We start from the raw sequence: 18,064 nt of genomic DNA, 5'->3' as shown, positions 1-18,064 counted from the left end.
TATTAGTGTTTTCGTAAAGAACGATCATACCCGAATATAAAATTGAATTATTTGAAAACATCGGAACATCATTCCATGCTGCAACTAATGCTCTACAACCAGTATCCAAAGTGATTAACTCCCAACCAACTTCACCACCTTTACTAGGATCTATATCATGATAAACACCATATATTGTGTTAGAAAATAAGGCTTCATCTAAACTAGGTAGGTTTTCATCAAATCTCCATCCAGTTGAACCGTTTGCATTGCCTGTATTAAATGAAATCATACCATTTGAACCAACTATACAAGAGCTATATGTGTTGTTATAAAAACAAAAATTAAAGGGTAAATTTATTACAGGTGACCAAACATCATCTATGTTTACGCTTATAGGATTGGTAAGACAATTGTATTGATAAGGTGGATTATATGCTATTTGTTCAACGGAATATGAAGTAGGAGAACCTAAAGTTAAATATGTAGCTTCTAAATCTACACAAGCAGATGAATTGCATGAGCTTATTGGATCGGGATCTGAACCTAGCAAACCTAAACCTCCTGAGGAAATGTTAGGACAACCATCGGTTGTATTTCCAATCCCATTTCCAGCAACACATGGTTCAGGTGATGTTACACATATACCAAATGTACCATTATTGTCATTTCCAAATTCCCAAAATCTAACATATAAAGTTATTCCTGGTGTTAACCCTGTTAAATCAATCATAGACATCATACCATTTGAACTATCATCATCATCGCATTCTAACAAGTTTAGAGATCCACACGAACCAGTATAAATAGCCATTCCACTGTCTGTAATGGTACCTTGTCTGGTATCAACTCTAATAGAACCATTTGCAGGTACTACTACAGTGAACCATATGTCACCACCAGAGTAGCCTGCACAACCCGGAGCAGGAACACTTGGACTAGATGTTGCTCCTGTATTAGAATATGTTGAATAATTACAATCAGAACTAACTGATAGAGGAATAGCTGTGGAGCAATTATCGTTAGTAACAGGCGGTGCAGGACAGTTTATTGAAAACGTAACAGCTCCACCAGTATTGCTTTCAGGATCTAAAAGTAAATAATAAGTTGTTCCTGCTGTCAGATTAAAAGTAGGACTATTAGAGTTACCTGTCATATCATCAATACAAGTCCATCCAGTAGCTCCGCATCCTGAACTTGCTAATTTAAACTGATAATCAATAAAAGTAAAAGAGCTAGTTTGAGAAATACTATAAGGACCAGTTATTGAAGGTGTAAATGTATATATTGTTTCACTTCCTGGTGTTGACCATCCACAAGCCGATGTGTTGTAAAACCCATTTCCTGCAGGTACATTCAAGTTAACTACTGTATTGCAGCTAGAAATGTTATTTATAGCTGAACATGGATTTACAGGTGTTGAAACACAGATGGTAAAGGTGCCTTGTCCAGTTCCATTCGAATTACTATAAATTCTAACATAATAATTTAAACCAACTGTTAATCCTGTAAGGGTTGTTGTCTCTGTGCTAAATCCCGTAGTATTGTTTGTGCAATTTAGGCTTATAAGGCTACCACATGAGCCTCTAAAAACTTGAAATACTATGTTGTTCATTGATATAGCAGAGATACTGATAATATGTGATGTACTTGTTGCGGTAAAATTATACCAAACATCGTCATCAGCATTCCCTGTACAGCCTGGTTGTGATTGAATTGCCCCTACAGTGGTTCCATTTGTAGTGACTGAACAACTGTTAGAAGTGTTAACGGTTAAAGGAGTCGAGTTGATACATTCGTCATTTGAAGGGATTGTTGGTGAACATTGAATTGAAAAACTTACATTTCCGCCAGTTGTGTTCTGAGCATCCATAAGTATGTAATATGTAGTTCCAGCAATTAAATTAAATGTAGGGCTCGTGCTGGAACCATTTATACTGCCAATACAGTTCCATCCTGTTGTTCCATTACAACCTCCAATACTGTTCTTAAATTGATAATCTATTGTACTGTGAGAACTTGTTTGACTTATTGAGTATGCTCCTGTAACTGTTGGTGTAAAACTGTATATTAATTCGCTTCCAGAAGTAGAAGAACCACAACCAGAGGTAGCATAAATTCCTGTTCCTGATGTAAAAGTCGCATTTGTTATATTTCCACATGAACTTATATTTGTTATTGTTGAACATGGATTAGGAGGAGTGGTAACACATAAACTGAAGCTACCATTACCAGTACTTGAGCCAAAACTATAAACTCTAACATAGTAAATATTTGTTGGTGTCAAACTATTTAAAGTTATGGTTTCGGTTGAGCTTCCGAAAGTATTATCAACACATCCCAAGCTTGTTAAACTCCCACAAGAACCACTAAAAACCTGTAAGACAGCGTCTGTTAATGTTCCTGGGGTAACGGTAATTGTATGAGCAGATGAAGTGGCTGTAAAGCTATACCAAACATCGTCATCTGCGGTGCCAGTACAACCAGATTGCGATTGGGTAGCGCCAATAGTACTGCCATTTGTACTTGTGCTACAGGTAGTGCTGGGGTTTACAGTCAGATTGGTTGCACCGCTGCAATTGTTATTTGCTGGTGGAGATGTTACACATAATGAAGTCAAATTCATATTCGAATTTGCGCTACCAACATTAACAACTTTGATGTAATATGTGCCATTGTTTAAGGTAGTAGTAATAGTTTCTGTTTGATTTGAATTGTTGTTAGTGTCGTTATTTGCACAGGCTATTTGAGTTAATCCTGTACAGGCAGAAGTTGAGGAAATTAATTGTAAAAATAAGTTTCGATTAGTAGCGTTGGCAGTGATTGTAACACTTTGCGGACCACTTGTTACAACAAATCTATACCAACGTTCTCTTTGAAAAGAGGTACTACCGGTACATCCTGAAATATTCGGAAGGTCTTGAGTGTTATCGCTAACATTTGCATTCAAACAACCTCCATTTATAGTAATCAGAGTTGCATTACTACAACTTGTTTGTGCTTGAATAGTAAAATTAACAATTAAGAGTAATAATAAAAGGAAGTATTTTTTTTTCATAATCGTCTTGATTTTGGATGAAATGCTAGTCAAATTTTACAATAAAAGTTAAAAAAATAAAATTTGACTGTTAAAATGAATGAAATAGTCGTTAAAATGTAATTTTATTCAAATAGTTTGGCTTTCATTGTAAATTTTTGTTTCGTATTTTTACAGAAATTACAAGTGTATTTTGCAAGTTAAAAATCAGAAAATCAATATATTTGAAAATGAAGTCTCTCTTTTCATAAAGCGGGAAGATTTGTCGCATCCCTATATTTCTGGGAACAAATTTCGAAAGTTAAAATACAATCTCATTGAAGCTAAAAATCAGCAAAAAACTATTCTATTGACTTTTGGTGGTGCTTTTTCCAATCATATTTTGGCGGTTGCTGCAGCAGGTAAAGAAAATGACTTTAAAACCATAGGAATTATTCGTGGAGAAGAATTGAAAGACCAAGTTAATAATAATTTAACCTTACTTAAAGCTCAAGAATTTGGAATGGTTTTTGACTTTGTTTCAAGAGAAGAGTTTAGAAATAAAAATAATTCCTGTTTTATTGAAAAACTTACAGAAAAATTTCAAGATTTTTATCTAATTCCCGAAGGCGGAACCAATGAGTTTGCAGTAAAAGGCTGCGAAGAAATTTTAACCGAACCTGATGATGATTTTGATTTTATTTGCTGTGCTGTTGGAACAGGTGGAACAATTTCGGGATTGATTAATAGTTCAAAAAATTGTCAAAAAGTTTTAGGATTTCCAGCATTAAAAGGTGACTTTTTACAAGATGATATTCGTAAATTTGCAAATAAAGATAATTGGGAATTAATAACCGATTATCATTTTGGAGGTTATGCAAAAATTGATGAAAAACTAATTCACTTTATCAATGATTTTTATATAAAATACAGCATCCCTTTGGATCCAATTTATACTTCCAAAATGGCATTTGGAGTGATTGATTTGATTGAAAAGGGATATTTTCCGCCAAAATCCAAAATTTTACTTATTCATACTGGTGGATTGCAAGGTGCAAAAGGTATGAATGAAGTGTTGAAAAAAAAGAAATTAACCCAAATTAATATACATGTATAAGAGATTTTTTTTATTGTTTTTGTCCATTTTTGTTGTTGCTTGTAGTTCCAATAAACCCGTTGTTAGAACTACCAAATCAGCTCCTACAAAACCACGAACAACAACAGCTCAAACTACCCGGAAAAAGCCTCAATCAACTTCACCTTCTCTAGCAAAAATTGAAACAAAGAAAACTTCTGAGAATTCAAATTCAACAAATAATTCTCAAGGTGAAACAGTTGTTTTAGAAGCAACTACAAGAGTGAAAGTGACTACCGAATTAGTTTTGAAATATATTGATAGTTATAAAGAAATAGCTAAAGATAATATGGTAAAAAGTGGAATTCCTGCCAGTGTTACTCTAGGGCAAGCTATTTTAGAATCAGGTGCAGGAACTGGACCTTTGAGTGTTCAAGGTAACAATCATTTTGGAATAAAATGTCATAAAGAATGGACTGGAGCAAGTATTCGTCACACCGATGATGAAGAAAATGAATGTTTCAGAAAATATGACGATCCAAGCCATTCGTTCCGCGACCATTCCTATTTTCTGGTAAGTCGTCCACGATATGCCGATTTGTTCAAACTAGATAAGGATGATTACAAAGCTTGGGCAAAAGGATTAAAAGCCGCAGGTTATGCGACCGATCCAAAATATCCCGATAAATTAATCAGTTTGATTGAGCGTTATCAATTGCAAAAATATGATGCTGAGGTGTTAGGAAAAGAATATATTCCGACTTTAAAATCAGAAACAATTGCCTACAACGATGCTTCCAAATATACTGTTGTTAAAGGCGATACTCTGTATTCAATCTCAAAACGATTTAACATTTCGATTGATGATTTAAAAAAGAAAAACAATCTTACAGATAATACACTTTCATTAGGACAAAGTATAATTGTCAAATAATTAAAAAAAATGATATACCAAAGAAGTAGTCAGCTTTTTGCTGAAGCAGAAAAAGTAATTCCAGGTGGTGTAAATTCTCCTGTTAGAGCATTTAAAGGAGTAGGTGGAACACCAATTTTTGTCAAAAGTGCCAAAGGTGCTTATCTATTTGACGAAGACAATAATAAATTAATAGATTACATTAATTCTTGGGGACCAATGATTTTGGGTCACGCCTTTGAACCAGTTGTAAATGCAGTTATCGAAAAAGCAAAAAAAGGAACTTCATTTGGAATGCCAACCGAGTTAGAAACCGAAATTGCTCAGCTTGCTGTTTCGATGGTGCCAAATATTGATAAAATACGTTTTGTAAACTCAGGAACCGAAGCTTGTATGAGTGCAATTCGTTTAGCAAGAGGTTTTACCAAAAAAGATAAAATTATCAAATTTTCTGGATGTTATCATGGTCATTCCGACTCGTTTTTAATTGCTGCAGGTAGTGGTTTAAGTACGTTTGGTGTGCCAAATAGTCCCGGAGTTACTCAAGGTACAGCAAAAGACACTCTATTAGCAAGTTTCAATGATATTGAAAATGTAAAAGCATTGTTCGAATCTAATAAAAATGAAATCGCAGCCTTAATTATTGAACCTGTCGCAGGAAATATGGGTTGCGTTCCACCAAGAGAAGGTTTTTTACAGTCCTTACGTCAACTTTGTGATGAAAACAATGCATTATTAATTTTTGACGAAGTAATGACAGGTTTCCGTTTAGCAAAAGGTGGTGTTCAAGAATTGTATAATGTTGTAGCAGATATAGTTTGTTTTGGTAAAGTAATTGGCGGCGGTTTACCGGTTGGAGCTTTTGCAGGAAGAAACGAAATTATGAATTATTTAGCGCCAATTGGACCAGTTTATCAAGCAGGAACATTGTCGGGAAATCCGTTAGCAATGGCTGCAGGTAAAGCAATGCTTGAAGCCTTAAATAACGATGACGAAATTTTTACTCGATTAGAAGAAAAAACAGCTTATTTACATCAAGGAATTCATAAAGTTTTAACGGAAAATAAAATCGATTTTACAATTAATAGAGTAGGTTCAATGATTTCGGTTCATTTTGATAAAAATCCAGTTTTCGATTTTCAAACGGCAAAAAATGGCGATAACGAAACTTTTAAAAAGTTCTTCCACGGCTTGTTAAACGAAGGAGTTTATATTGCACCATCAGCTTATGAAACATGGTTTATAACCGATGCATTGACTTATGAAGATTTAGATTTTACGATTAATGCTATAAATAAAGTAGCAAAATCATTATAAAAAAAAAGTCTCCATTAGGAGACTTTTTTTATTTACCTGTTAATCTGTTAAGAAGTTCAGAGTTTTTATCTAACTTTTCCATTTGTTCGCTAGTTAAAGAAGCTCTAAGTTTTGCATCTATAATTCTAGTTAGTTCGTTTTTTCTTTCAGAAGTTAATCCTTCTTCAGCTAGTACCGCATGTTTTTTTGTGAATAGACTAGTTAACGATCCTAATTTATTTTCTTCTAAACCAAGAAACCTAATTAATTCATAAGCATCACTTTTTGCCTTAGCTTCAGGAGTTAGCTCTTTTTTAGCTATTTCTTCTTTCGAAATAACTTTTTTATCTTGTGCATTTGCATTAAGAGAAAAAGCAAAAACTAAAGCTAATATGGTAATAATTTTTTTCATGTTGATAATTTGTTTGGTGAATTAATGTTCCAAAGCTAAATTATTTTTGTCTTAACTCAAAATCTTTTTTTATTTTTCTTCCAATTTTGGTGTTTCTTGAGTGTTGCCTTTTCTTTCTGCAAAACGCTTTTTCATTTTAGATTTACCTTCTTCACGGTTTTCTTCCCATTTTTTGTATTGCTCAGGAGTTAAGATTTTTTTCATCTCAGCTTTATTGGCAATTTGCTCATCCAACATTTTGTTTTTCATAGCATAAATTTCATCCGATGTTGGTTTTTTTGCATCGTCTTTTTTGGCTTGAAATTCTGCTTTTTTAGCTTCTCTTTTTTGGGCTTGTTCCAATAAAAGTTTTTTTACTTCAGCAACTTGTTTGTCGTTTAAATCTAAGTCAAGTTTCATTTTTTTAGCTTGAAGTTCAACGCGTTGTTCTGTAGTAAGTTTTTCTTTTTGCTCTCTTTTTCCTTGTGCAAATGTTGTCATTCCAACAAATAATAGTGCAGCTAAAAATACTTTTTTCATGTTATAATTTTTTAAAGTTTATGGTAATAAGACAATCGATTTTTGAAAAGGTTTAATCGGTAGCGAAAAATTAACATTATGAAATATGACTTTTGTCATTATGAAATGAAAACTAAGTTTTATATTTGCACCGTGAAAAAATTTGTAATCATAATTGCTTTACTATTCATATCAAAACCAATCATTCCGGTTATTGATTATATTATTAATTATGATTACATCGTTAAAGAACTTTGTGAAAACAAAGAAAAACCAGAACTTCAGTGTAATGGTAAATGTCAGTTGATGAAAGAAATGGCAAAAGCCGCCGAAGAAGATACAGCCAACGACAAATCAAATTCATCCGATAAAAAGGAAAATCACAAAAACATCGAAGTCCTTTTTTACACCGAAATCAAATCATTGGTTTCCAATCAAACTAGAGTTCAAAACCTAAATACGGTTATTGACGACTATTCTAATCTTTATAGCTATAAGACTAGTTTTTCTATTTTTCATCCACCAGCTGTAGTTTCATAAATTTTTATAAGCAATTTATTTTTAATGAATTGCAGGAATTCTTATGTTCCAAAACGATTGTTTGAAAATTAACTTTTCAAGCATAGTATCACTTATAAATAATTCAAAAAATGAAATTACAATTAAAAAGAATTTTTGTTGTAATGAGTTTTGCCATAGCTTTTACATCTTGTTCTAGCGATGATAACAACTCTGAAACAACAGGAAAACTCGTTGTAGAATTTGATAATATTTACAAAGCAGCCAATTTTGCTTTTAATACAGAATATACAAATTCTAATGGTGAGAAAATAAAAGTTACCACAGCAAAATATATTGTTAGCAATATCGTTTTAACAAAAACTGATGGAAATACTTTTGTTTACCCAAAAAATGATAGTTACTTTATTGTAGACGAATCCAATTCAGAAAGCACAGAATTAGTTTTAAACAATGTTCCTGTAGCAGATTATAAATCCATTAAGTTTGGCATTGGTGTTGACCAAGAACGTTGGCAACAAGGTGTTGAGGCACAAGGAAATTTTTGGGCTGAAGCACAAGCTGCCGATATGGAATGGGGTTGGACAGCAGGTTACAAATACGTAAATCTTGAAGGAACTTTTACTACACCAAGCAATGCAACCGCTTCTCAATTTCAAGCACATACTGGTCGTTCTGCGGAGAATTACAACTACACTGAAATTTCATTGAATTTTCACGAAGGAGAAAATGCTTTAGTTAGAGGAAACAACAATCCTCAAATCCATATTATGGCAGATTTGTCGCATATTTTGGATGGAACTAATAAAATCAATCTTTCAGAAGGTGCATCAATTCATGGTGGTGTAAAAATGTCGCTAATGACACAAAACCTAAGCAATATGTTTACGGTTGATCATGTACATAACGATTAAAACAGTTATGAAAATGAACAGCAAGAACTTTTTCTTACTGGTTGCCATAGGTTTTCTCTCTATTGCTTGTAATAGCGATGATGATGACTATACTGATGTGCCAATTGCATTTGAAAAACCATCCAATTTTCCAGAGGTAATGTATGACCTAAACGGTTATCCATTGTCAAAAGCTGGTGTCGAACTAGGTAAAAAACTCTTCTATGATGGTAGATTATCCAGTGATGGTATAATTTCATGTGGTTTTTGCCACATACAAGATGATGCGTTCACACATCATGGTCATACATTTAGTCATGGCGTAGGCGAAGGTATTGGTACCAGAAATGCACCACCTGTTCAAAACATGGCTTTTCAAAATAATTTCATGTGGGATGGAGCAACTGATGATTTAAACGCATTGTCACTAATTCCTATTAGTAGTCCAATTGAAATGGATGGAAATTTAAATACCATTGTGGCTATGCTGAATAGTGATGCGCAATACAAATCGATGTTTGCCAGAGCATTTCCTAACAAACCTATTGATACTGAACACATGCTCAAAGCATTGGGACAATTTATGGTGACTATGGTTTCATCCAATTCTAAATTTGATAAATACAGAAGAAATGAAACTGGAGGAAATCTAACAGCAGTTGAATTAGAAGGTTATCAACTTTTTAATCAAAAATGTGCTTCTTGTCATGCTACCGATTTGTTTACTGATAACACTTTTAGAAACAATGGATTACAGCCTAATCCACAAATTGATGATAAAGGTCGCTATAACGTGACACAATCGGAAATGGATAAGTACAAATTCAAAGTGCCAAGTTTGCGCAACATAGAAAAAACAAAACCCTATATGCACGATGGGAGATTGTTTACCCTTGAAGCCGTTTTGGATCACTACGCATCGCAAGTGGTTGATATGCCAACGCTCGATCCATTATTAAAACAAAATGGTTCTACAGGTATTCCACTAACAGCTGCCGAAAAAACAAAAATAATTGCCTTTTTAAAAACATTAACAGACGAGGATTTTTTAACGAATCCTAAATTTTCAGAAAATTAATAATTAACAAAATAACAAAAAATGAAAACATTTAAAAATATCGCTTTAACTCTTTTATCTTCAACTTTATTTTTCGCTTGTTCAAGTGATGATGACAATAATACAACACAAGCAAAAGCTAATGCTAATGTAACTTTTGATGCAAGAGTTGGAAGTGCCGATTTCGCTTTAGACACACCTTATACAATCAACGGAACTTCATACCAATTTGATGGATTAAGATATTGGGTTGGAAATGTTGAATTTGTAAATGCTAACAACGAAACAGTAGCATTTGAAGACAGCTATTTCCTTATGGAAGAAACCAAAGCAGTTGCTGTTCAAGAAGGTGATTTTACTTATCCTGCCAAAAAGAGAGAAACTTTTGGTTTAAATAATCTTCCTGTTGGAAATTATACAAAAATCCGTTTTACAGTTGGAGTTGACGCAGTTTATAACGATAATTTAAGTTTACAAGCTGGAGAACTTTCTCAATTAAACGGAATGACAAACATTTCTTGGATGTGGCACACTAGCTATATTTTCTCTTCATTGAAAGGAAAAAATACGGCTTCTAACCAAGCTATAACTGTAGAAACAGGTTTAAATGCAAATTACAGAACGGTTGAAATTACGCTAGCAACTCCATTTGAAGTAAAAGCAAATCAAGTAAATACTTTAGGGTTGAATGTAGATGTGGCTAAAATTGTTGACGGAATTGATTTAGCAGCAACACCAACTGTTTCTGCTTCTACACCAACGGTAATGTCAGCTGTAGCTAACAACTTTAGAGATAAAGTATTCAGTGTAAAAAGCGTTGAATAATGAAAAATAACCAGTTCAATAAAATACAATGCGGATTTTTAGGTTTACTAACTTTTGCATTCATAAGTTGCTCTGGTGATGATGATTATCAGGAACCAAAACCGTTGGTGGAAGTTCCTGATAATTTTCCTTCGTTTATTGATAGTCAAACAAATCCGTTGTCAAAAGATGGTATTGCATTGGGCAAAAAACTATTTTATGACAAAACGTTATCAGGAAATAATAATGTGTCTTGTGCGAGTTGTCATTTGCCAGAGTTAGCTTTTTCTGATGGTGTTGCTTTGTCTAATGTTGGTGTTTCGGGCAATCAATTGCATAGAAATGCTCCGGCGTTAATCAATTTAGCTTGGGCAACCAACGGTCTTTTTTGGGATGGTGGTTCAACCAATTTAGAATCGCAAGCATTTGCACCGTTATCGCATCCTGATGAAATGTTTCAAAATTTAAACCAATTAATTCAGGAACTTGAAGCAAAAACAGAATATATAACACTATTTCAAAAAGCATTTGGACAACCTGTATCTCAAACAGGAATTGTTAAAGCATTAGCGCAGTTTCAACGAACTTTAGTTTCTGGAAATTCAAAATACGACAAATTTGTCCGCAATGAAGCTGATGGAATTTTAAATGAAGCCGAATTAGATGGCTTAGCTTTAGCAGAGCAATTTTGTTTTTCATGTCATCAAACACCTTTATTAACGGATAATCAATATCATAATAATGGTTTGGACGATGATTTTTCAAATACGGCTTTTGAAGGTATGTTGCAAGGAAGATATCGTGTAACAAACGACATCAATGATTTGGGAAAATTCAAAACACCAACACTTCGAAATATAGAAAAAACGGCACCATACATGCACGATGGTCGTTTTTCAACATTAGAAGAAGTTATTGACCATTACCGTTTTGGAGTAAAAAATTCACCTTCACTGGCTTCACAATTAAACCAAAACAATACGCTGGGAATTCCGTTATCCCAAACAGAAAAGAATAATTTAATTGCTTTTCTAAAAACGTTAACCGATGAGGAATTTTTAAATAATCCTCGTTTTAAGTAAAAAATAAATGAAAAAATATAGTTTCCTTTTTCTAATTGTATTTCAATTAACAATCGCTTCCGTAAATGCAACCAATCCACCAAAGTTTTCTTCTCACAATCATCTATTAGATTTAAAAGAAACCCTTTGCGATGCTTGCGGATGTTCGGCTAGTGGCGGAAGTATGGGTTTTGCTTCTATTTTAAATCCAAATTTTATAGGCGTTCGCTATTTTAATCAATCCTATAAAAGTACCGATGGTTTGTATAGTAATTCGCCTTGGTATGAAGAAAATTTCAATACCATTCAAGTTTGGGGAAGAATTCCAATTACTAAAAAAATACAGATTTCGGCTTTGCTTCCATATCATTTCCACAATCGAGAATCAGTTAACGGAAAACAAAACATCAGTGGAATTGGAGATGCAACTTTACTCGGAATGTATGAAGTTTTTAAGACCAAAAAGGACAGTGCCGTTTTTAGTCATACTTTACATTTTGGTGGTGGTTTAAAAATTCCATTTGGAAAATTTGACGAAGCCAATAACGGTAGCATAAACCCAAGTTACCAAGTTGGAACTGGAAGTTGGGATTATATTCTAGCAACGGAATATGTAATCAAAAGAAAACAATTCGGGTTGAACACCATGCTGAATTATGTCATCAAAACCGAAAATGATAAAAACTATCGCTTTGGAAATCAAACCAATTACGCTGGAACTTTTTTCTATTTAGTTGAGACTTCAAAATTTACTTTTGTGCCACAACTCGGTATTGCTGGCGAAATTTATGAAGATAATTATCAATACAATCAAAAAGTAAGAGGAACAGCAGGCGATATTCTTTTGAGTAAAATTGGTTTTGAAATCGGCAAAAACAGATGGTCATTTGGAGCTAATACAATGTTGCCAATCCATCAAAATCTAAATGCTGGTCGAGTAGAAGCCAACTATCGTTGGAGTGTTAATTTGAATTACACTTTGTAAAAAAAATAAAAGGGAATTAACCATCGATTAATTCCCTTTTTATATTTTCTAAAAGGATTTATTTCCCTAAATATTCCACAATTTTAGCATCGCCATCAACTACAACTTTCATCAAGCCGTGTTTTGATAAACCTTTGCTCGCAGCATCCCATTTTTTGCCGCTTAAACCCGATTTTTCTTTTAAATCACCAATCTGAATTCCTTCGTTTACCTTTAAAATTTCGATAATGTGTTTTTCGTCTTCCGTTAATTCTGGACCTTTTTTCTCAGGTCGCATTTGAGGAAAGAATGATACATTTGATTGTATTGTGTTGAAAACTAATCTGTTTTGAGAGTTTTCATTTTCTTCGTGACAAATTCGTGACTGATATTGATGATTTATATGCAAATATCGGAAATTATTTGAGTTTATTCATATACTTTGATGTATCCTTTGAATGGAAATTTTAATTCTAAATTTTTCACTAAAGATTTATCTTCAATTTCATTATATCTTTCAATCGAAGTTTCCAAACCACTCATTGAATGACTTACTTTTTCTTCATACTTAATTGTAAGTACAGTATCAATAGGTGCATCAACAGACCAGCTATTAAAGTCTGTTTTAGAATCCCCAGAAAACCAACCATTTGGAGTTAAATGCCAATATGTGTATTCTTTACTTAAAGCCATAGTATTTTTATTTATTTATTAATTTTCTTTTTTATGTTTCCAACCAACATTCCAATTCCCAAGTGATTTGTTAAACCAAGATTTCTCAATAATAGATAAATATTTTAATGATTTAGAAATTCCCCCTGTATATTCAGGTTCAAGTGCTAATGTGATTCCATTAACTCTATTGAATATCCATTTTATTAATTCATTATCTAATGAAATAGCTTCTTTAACATCCTTGTCTTTCATATAAGATATTTTCTTACTAACATCTAAATTATTTGTTAGAGTGAAATAATCTAAATCAATATCAAAAAAGACATTTTCTATCTTTGATTTAAACAAAGCTTTTTTTAATTCTTGTTCTGTTTTGAATTTTCTTATGGTATGTTTTTTTCCTTTGAAATCTTCAAGGTATTCATCTTCTAATGTGCCTTGTCTACATAATACCCATACATCATTTATTAAATCTAAATATACTGCCGACATAATATGGTCGTGATTTAGTGGGTTTAACTTATAAGCTGAATAAAATGAAATTTCAAATAAATTTTCTAAATCAAGTTTTGATAAATTTTTTTTATCATAATCACAAGGATAAACTAAATCTTGATGCCAGTCAAATGAAATTAAATCTAAATTATAAGTCTTTCTATCTTTTAAAAATTCAAGTTTCCACTTTGCCCAATAATAGAAAGCTAATCTATGATGACTAAATAATCCTAATTCAATTACACCATTTTCGTGTATCGGATGAGAAAGTATTTGATGGTATGAATTTGCTGGTTCTGAATCCGTATATTCGTTAAATGGGCTAAAATCTATCATATTACAAATATAATAAATTAATGTGTTAATTTTTGGTCTAATAATTCTAAATCCCATTTCCCATATCCCAAGTAAAATGCTTCAACCCAAAAGTAGGATTGATTAATATAGTTTTGATTACAATCGTATTCACAATATATTTTTACTTTATAACCTTGATTTCCGATATACTGAACAAGGTTTGTGTTGTAATAACTTCTACTAACAATTTTGCATTTTGGATTGTCTTTATTAATCTTTTGATTCATAAACTCAACAACTTTTTTGTATGATTCTGTTTTCCAATGTTCAGAATATTCAAAGTCTTTAATATGTTCATTTATTACAACTTCTTTTGTTTTAACAATAGGTTCGTATGAATCTCTCCATTTGTAAATCCCTAGTTTTTCAACCTCATCTATTTTAATCTTTTTGATGTTATTGAAGATGTATAAATTATTGTCGTTAAATGAATAAACTATTGAATTTAATGGATTTACATCTAAATATACTTTTTGACAAATACTTGAGTTTGTATTGAACTCAATATTTTCTGAACTTTCTTTTGTTGAGTAATATTCAAATGATTTACTTTCCCAATCTTTTTCTTTGGGTTTAAAGATTAGGGTTATTTCACTCGTGCTAAAATTTACGATGTGATAATTGATTACTTTAGTAATCACGGAATCTTTATTTTTATTGGAGTCGAATTTTATTACTTTGACCATTTCACTTTTATAAACCCATATTGAATCCTTTGAACTATTTTTTATTGGATTCTTTATATAGTTTTGATGTTTATTAAAACTAAATAGAATTATAGAAAGTAATATTATAGTTGATGTTTTTAATGTTTTCATTTTGTATATTTATTAATTGAATAACCTTGTTTCAAAGATTCCCTCAAGGTTGTAAAATGTTGAATGTTTGTATCTGCCCTGACTATTGTTTTATCGCCTCTGTGAATGTCCATATTTCGTTAGAATCTCCTTTTAATCGAATCTTAACTCGACCAAATTTTGATTCAATTAACTGTGCTTCTTGTCCTGATGGGAGTTCAAATATTTCGCCTCTATTTAAAAGATTATTGATTGCTTCATAATCTTTGTTTACAGAGTAGGTAACCAAGTTATGTAATGTTTCTTCGTTATAAGATGCTTTAAATCCTTGTTGTGTAATTCTATTAGATGTTGAAGAATCATTAATATTTCCACCTATAAGATAGAGGACGAGGATTATTGCAATTCCAATTAAATATGGTTTGTAATTTATATTGTTTAAGTGGTTTTTGTAGTTGGGTATGGATTGGGTTTTTTGTTCTTTTTTTAGAACTTCATTTTTTTCTTCAAAGTTTATTATTTCAGATAAAGAATTTAAAAAATTAGTTATTGCGATGCCTTCTCCTAATGGTTTATTTTCAATGTTTTTTGAAATGATTTTTACCTCAACTTTTTGTTGTGTTTTCTTTATTGATGTATTAACCTCAATTTGATTTTTACCTGACTTAAAACTCCATTGTATTAAGTCGTTTTCACTTGAAATTATTTTGCCTTTTATTGAACGAATTTGCTTTTCAATTATTGGCTTTAATTCTGAAATAGAAACATTTGTTGTAATAATTCGTTGTACCATAACTTTAAATTTTTTATATAAAAAAGGCACGAAACTATAGAATTACTATCGGACGTGGTACTGGTGAACCAATCAAGATAAGTAAACTATGTCCGTGCCCAGAAGGTACACGGACATTAGCTCATCATCTTTCTTCTTGATTGTTGAAAATTACCAGTTTTCGTCCAAGTTATAGATGGCTAATGCCTTTGTGAAATATGTCTTTGTATTTTATTTTTCTATATCAATGTGTTTTTAAATTGTTTGACAAATATAATGGAATTAGTTTATATGTGTTTGTATTAATTCTTTAATTAGAAAGCTACCTCATCACTATCTTCGCCAACTACTCCCTCATAGCCATTCCATTTTCTATTATAATTAAAACCATCTTTTGAAGTGTGTTTTGTGTAAAACTTATTCAAAGCTGTTTCAAATTGAACCATAACTAAAACAACATCACTATTTGAAGGCAGACTATCAATGTCAATTATTTCAGTGAAATCATTTGTGGGTTCTTTTTTAAGTATTTCTTTAATTCTTGATAAAACTTTATTTACAGTGTTTGCCTTAAATTTATTGATTATTTCATCGGGTTTCTTTTTCGATAGTTCTTTAACTTCCTTTAAAAGGGTATGGAATAGAGGTGTTAATAATTGATATTCTTTGATTTGTTTTTCTGTTGCAATATTCATTTATTTTAGTTTTTTTGGTTCACTTGTTTTTAGTTTTTCAGATTGTTTGTTGTTAATTTTCCAATACCAATGGTTTTCATATTTATTGCCATTATATTTGCTTTCAGAATAAATATTATCAGTTCTTAATTTTTCAAAACAATTGATATATTGAGTTAGTATCATAGCAACATCACTATTTGTTGGAATATTGTTTTCGTCAAAAATCTCAAAATCTTCAAAAGGTTTGTATCTTGTTCCTAACACTTTGTTTGAATCAATAAGTATTTTGTTTATAAATTTAAGTTTAAACAAACTCAATCCATCATTTTGGGATTTCTTTGATAATAAACTAATTTCTTCATACATACCCTCTAATTGGGTTTGCACTTTTTCAAAAACATCAACTTCTACTTCTGTCATATTTTTACTTTTTAAGAAGGTAATAACCTTGTGAATTCTACATATTTTTTATTGATAACATCAATCGGATTTCTTTGTTTACTTTCATAAAGTTGACACATTAATTTTAAATCCTCATCGTCTAAAATTAGAATACATTTTCTATGTCCTGACCATAAACTTATGGTATTATTGATTACCTTTTTAGATGGCTTGTTTCGAGCGAATATTATTCCAAAGTTTCCAAAATTATTAGTTAAATACCTATTCAACTGGTTTACGTGTTCGTTTTCAACTTCTTTAACGTTTTTTAATTCAAAGATTATTTGTTTGCAATTATAATCATCATATAAATCCATTAATATTGGATATGAACGATTATTGTAAAAAATTAAATCCCTTATGTGTACTCCGTTTTCAGTTCTTACTTGTTCTTTTGCAAAATCTAAATTTGGATAGAGTAACGATGCTAATAATTGACATAAATTTTCTTCAAATTTCTTGTCTGCATTATCAGTTTTTCCAGTAGGCAATTTTAAAATTGTTGATAATTTTCGTTTAGATGACAATATTGGAATTTGCTTAAATAAAGGATCATTTTTTGCATTGTCTTTTTGACTTTCCTTTAGTTTTATATAGGTTTCAACTAAATCATAATTATGTCTGTTGTAATTTAGTATTTGAATTCTATTTAATGGGTCGTTGAATTTTCCTTCGGTTTCTTTTAAAAAATAATTTTCAAAATATTCTTCGTAATTGATATATGGAATATATCGAAGCCATCGTTTAGGAGTGAAAACTATTGGTTGCTTTGTATTCGGATTTTGAGGCAAATATGTAACCTCATCTTTGAATTTTTGTGTTTTGTAATCAAATACATTAACAGTATGTTGTTCGATAGGTATCTTGTATTTGTTACATTCGTCAATCGTATAGTCTATTAGCCAGGACTTAATAAAATTGCAAGTAATATCACTCACTCTATCTTTAGAAATATTTTCGACAAATAATTGAATTTCTTCAAAATGTGTAAATCCAGATTTGTTTACTTGAGGAATGTTTTTAAATAATTCTAATGTGTTAAATGCTTCTTTTTCACTAATTTTTTTGCCGTTTTTTGTCTTTGAATTACCCAAGCCAACTTCTTTGCATTCAGAAGAATTTTTTAAAATTTTTATAGTATCAACATCATTACCCTTTATATATTGATGCCCTAAATTGTTAAACGAATTTATTAGAATTGTATGTAATGCGTTATCTTGTAACGCTGGAGATTTCCACAATAAAAAAGGGTCTAAATACAAAGGTATGTCCTCGTCTAAAAAAGGAATTGCAAAATCAACTTCCTCTTGAGTAAAAGGTATGTTATAGAAGTCGTTAATACGAGGTTTTATTATCGTCAAAA

General features: G+C 31.5%; 20 protein-coding genes. 9 read left to right on the top strand and 11 right to left on the bottom strand.

Annotation, left to right across the window (positions count from 1 at the left end; all coding sequences use genetic code 11):
• A partial coding sequence (locus IAI56_RS04745; protein ID WP_187656776.1) for a pre-peptidase C-terminal domain-containing protein occupies positions 1-3,037 on the bottom strand: 3,037 nt, incomplete at its 3' end.
• A 169-nt stretch (positions 3,038-3,206) separates the two neighbouring features.
• On the opposite strand from IAI56_RS04745, the gene IAI56_RS04740 reads away from it, so the two are divergent.
• From IAI56_RS04740 to hemL, 3 genes are read left to right on the top strand one after another with little or no spacing between them, the layout of a single operon-like run.
• Positions 3,207-4,112 (top strand): 1-aminocyclopropane-1-carboxylate deaminase/D-cysteine desulfhydrase, encoded by a 906-nt coding sequence (locus tag IAI56_RS04740; RefSeq protein WP_187656779.1) that lies wholly within the window; start codon positions 3,207-3,209, stop codon positions 4,110-4,112.
• Positions 4,105-5,004: a glucosaminidase domain-containing protein gene (locus tag IAI56_RS04735; RefSeq protein ID WP_187656775.1), complete on the top strand. Its 900-nt coding sequence runs from the start codon at positions 4,105-4,107 to the stop codon at positions 5,002-5,004. The genes IAI56_RS04740 and IAI56_RS04735 overlap by 8 nt, the downstream gene beginning before the upstream one ends.
• Before the next feature lie 9 nt (positions 5,005-5,013).
• Positions 5,014-6,300, top strand: a complete 1,287-nt coding sequence (hemL, locus tag IAI56_RS04730) for a glutamate-1-semialdehyde 2,1-aminomutase (protein WP_187656774.1) — start codon at positions 5,014-5,016, stop codon at positions 6,298-6,300.
• A gap of 28 nt (positions 6,301-6,328) precedes the next feature.
• Here the strand turns inward: hemL and IAI56_RS04725 are convergent, their stop codons facing one another.
• Positions 6,329-6,691: a hypothetical protein gene (locus tag IAI56_RS04725; RefSeq protein ID WP_187656773.1), complete on the bottom strand. Its 363-nt coding sequence runs from the start codon at positions 6,689-6,691 to the stop codon at positions 6,329-6,331.
• 69 nt (positions 6,692-6,760) lie between these two features.
• The gene (locus tag IAI56_RS04720) at positions 6,761-7,210 is read right to left on the bottom strand and encodes a hypothetical protein (protein ID WP_187656772.1); all 450 of its coding nucleotides are present in this window, start codon (positions 7,208-7,210) and stop codon (positions 6,761-6,763) included.
• Between the two features lie 78 nt (positions 7,211-7,288).
• On the opposite strand from IAI56_RS04720, the gene IAI56_RS04715 reads away from it, so the two are divergent.
• The 6 genes from IAI56_RS04715 (at position 7,289) to IAI56_RS04690 (ending at position 12,508) form a co-directional block, all read left to right on the top strand.
• Positions 7,289-7,729, top strand: coding sequence for a hypothetical protein (locus IAI56_RS04715; RefSeq protein ID WP_222940969.1), 441 nt, complete (start codon positions 7,289-7,291; stop codon positions 7,727-7,729).
• A 110-nt stretch (positions 7,730-7,839) separates the two neighbouring features.
• Positions 7,840-8,622, top strand: a complete 783-nt coding sequence (locus IAI56_RS04710) for an MbnP family protein (RefSeq protein WP_187656771.1) — start codon at positions 7,840-7,842, stop codon at positions 8,620-8,622.
• 13 nt (positions 8,623-8,635) lie between these two features.
• Complete coding sequence (locus tag IAI56_RS04705) at positions 8,636-9,679, top strand: cytochrome-c peroxidase (protein ID WP_187656770.1); 1,044 nt, start codon at positions 8,636-8,638, stop codon at positions 9,677-9,679.
• 21 nt (positions 9,680-9,700) lie between these two features.
• The gene (locus IAI56_RS04700; protein ID WP_187656769.1) at positions 9,701-10,483 is read left to right on the top strand and encodes an MbnP family protein; all 783 of its coding nucleotides are present in this window, start codon (positions 9,701-9,703) and stop codon (positions 10,481-10,483) included.
• Entirely contained in the window at positions 10,483-11,544 is a 1,062-nt protein-coding gene (locus IAI56_RS04695) for a cytochrome-c peroxidase (RefSeq protein ID WP_187656768.1), read from the top strand. The genes IAI56_RS04700 and IAI56_RS04695 overlap by 1 nt, the downstream gene beginning before the upstream one ends.
• Before the next feature lie 7 nt (positions 11,545-11,551).
• Complete coding sequence (locus IAI56_RS04690; protein WP_187656767.1) at positions 11,552-12,508, top strand: transporter; 957 nt, start codon at positions 11,552-11,554, stop codon at positions 12,506-12,508.
• A 58-nt stretch (positions 12,509-12,566) separates the two neighbouring features.
• Here the strand turns inward: IAI56_RS04690 and IAI56_RS04685 are convergent, their stop codons facing one another.
• From IAI56_RS04685 to IAI56_RS04650, 8 genes are all read right to left on the bottom strand, one after another.
• A complete protein-coding gene (locus IAI56_RS04685) occupies positions 12,567-12,896 on the bottom strand; it encodes a hypothetical protein (RefSeq protein ID WP_239106988.1) in 330 nt (109 codons plus the stop codon).
• Between the two features lie 20 nt (positions 12,897-12,916).
• Positions 12,917-13,180, bottom strand: coding sequence for a hypothetical protein (locus tag IAI56_RS04680; RefSeq protein WP_187656766.1), 264 nt, complete (start codon positions 13,178-13,180; stop codon positions 12,917-12,919).
• An 18-nt stretch (positions 13,181-13,198) separates the two neighbouring features.
• A complete protein-coding gene (locus IAI56_RS04675; protein ID WP_187656765.1) occupies positions 13,199-13,993 on the bottom strand; it encodes a hypothetical protein in 795 nt (264 codons plus the stop codon).
• 17 nt (positions 13,994-14,010) lie between these two features.
• Entirely contained in the window at positions 14,011-14,700 is a 690-nt protein-coding gene (locus IAI56_RS04670; RefSeq protein WP_187656764.1) for a hypothetical protein, read from the bottom strand.
• Between the two features lie 214 nt (positions 14,701-14,914).
• Positions 14,915-15,604: a hypothetical protein gene (locus tag IAI56_RS04665; protein WP_187656763.1), complete on the bottom strand. Its 690-nt coding sequence runs from the start codon at positions 15,602-15,604 to the stop codon at positions 14,915-14,917.
• Positions 15,605-15,897: 293 nt separating this feature from the next.
• Positions 15,898-16,278: a hypothetical protein gene (locus IAI56_RS04660; protein WP_187656762.1), complete on the bottom strand. Its 381-nt coding sequence runs from the start codon at positions 16,276-16,278 to the stop codon at positions 15,898-15,900.
• Positions 16,279-16,680, bottom strand: coding sequence for a hypothetical protein (locus tag IAI56_RS04655; RefSeq protein WP_187656761.1), 402 nt, complete (start codon positions 16,678-16,680; stop codon positions 16,279-16,281). It lies immediately after the preceding gene.
• An 11-nt stretch (positions 16,681-16,691) separates the two neighbouring features.
• Complete coding sequence (locus IAI56_RS04650; protein WP_187656760.1) at positions 16,692-18,062, bottom strand: hypothetical protein; 1,371 nt, start codon at positions 18,060-18,062, stop codon at positions 16,692-16,694.
• Positions 18,063-18,064 lie beyond the last annotated feature (2 nt).

The organism is Flavobacterium macrobrachii, assembly GCF_014486675.1.
Lineage (GTDB): Bacteria > Bacteroidota > Bacteroidia > Flavobacteriales > Flavobacteriaceae > Flavobacterium > Flavobacterium macrobrachii.
The sequence above is the reverse complement of the archived record's forward strand: the minus strand, read 5'-3'. Positions and strand labels throughout refer to the sequence as shown.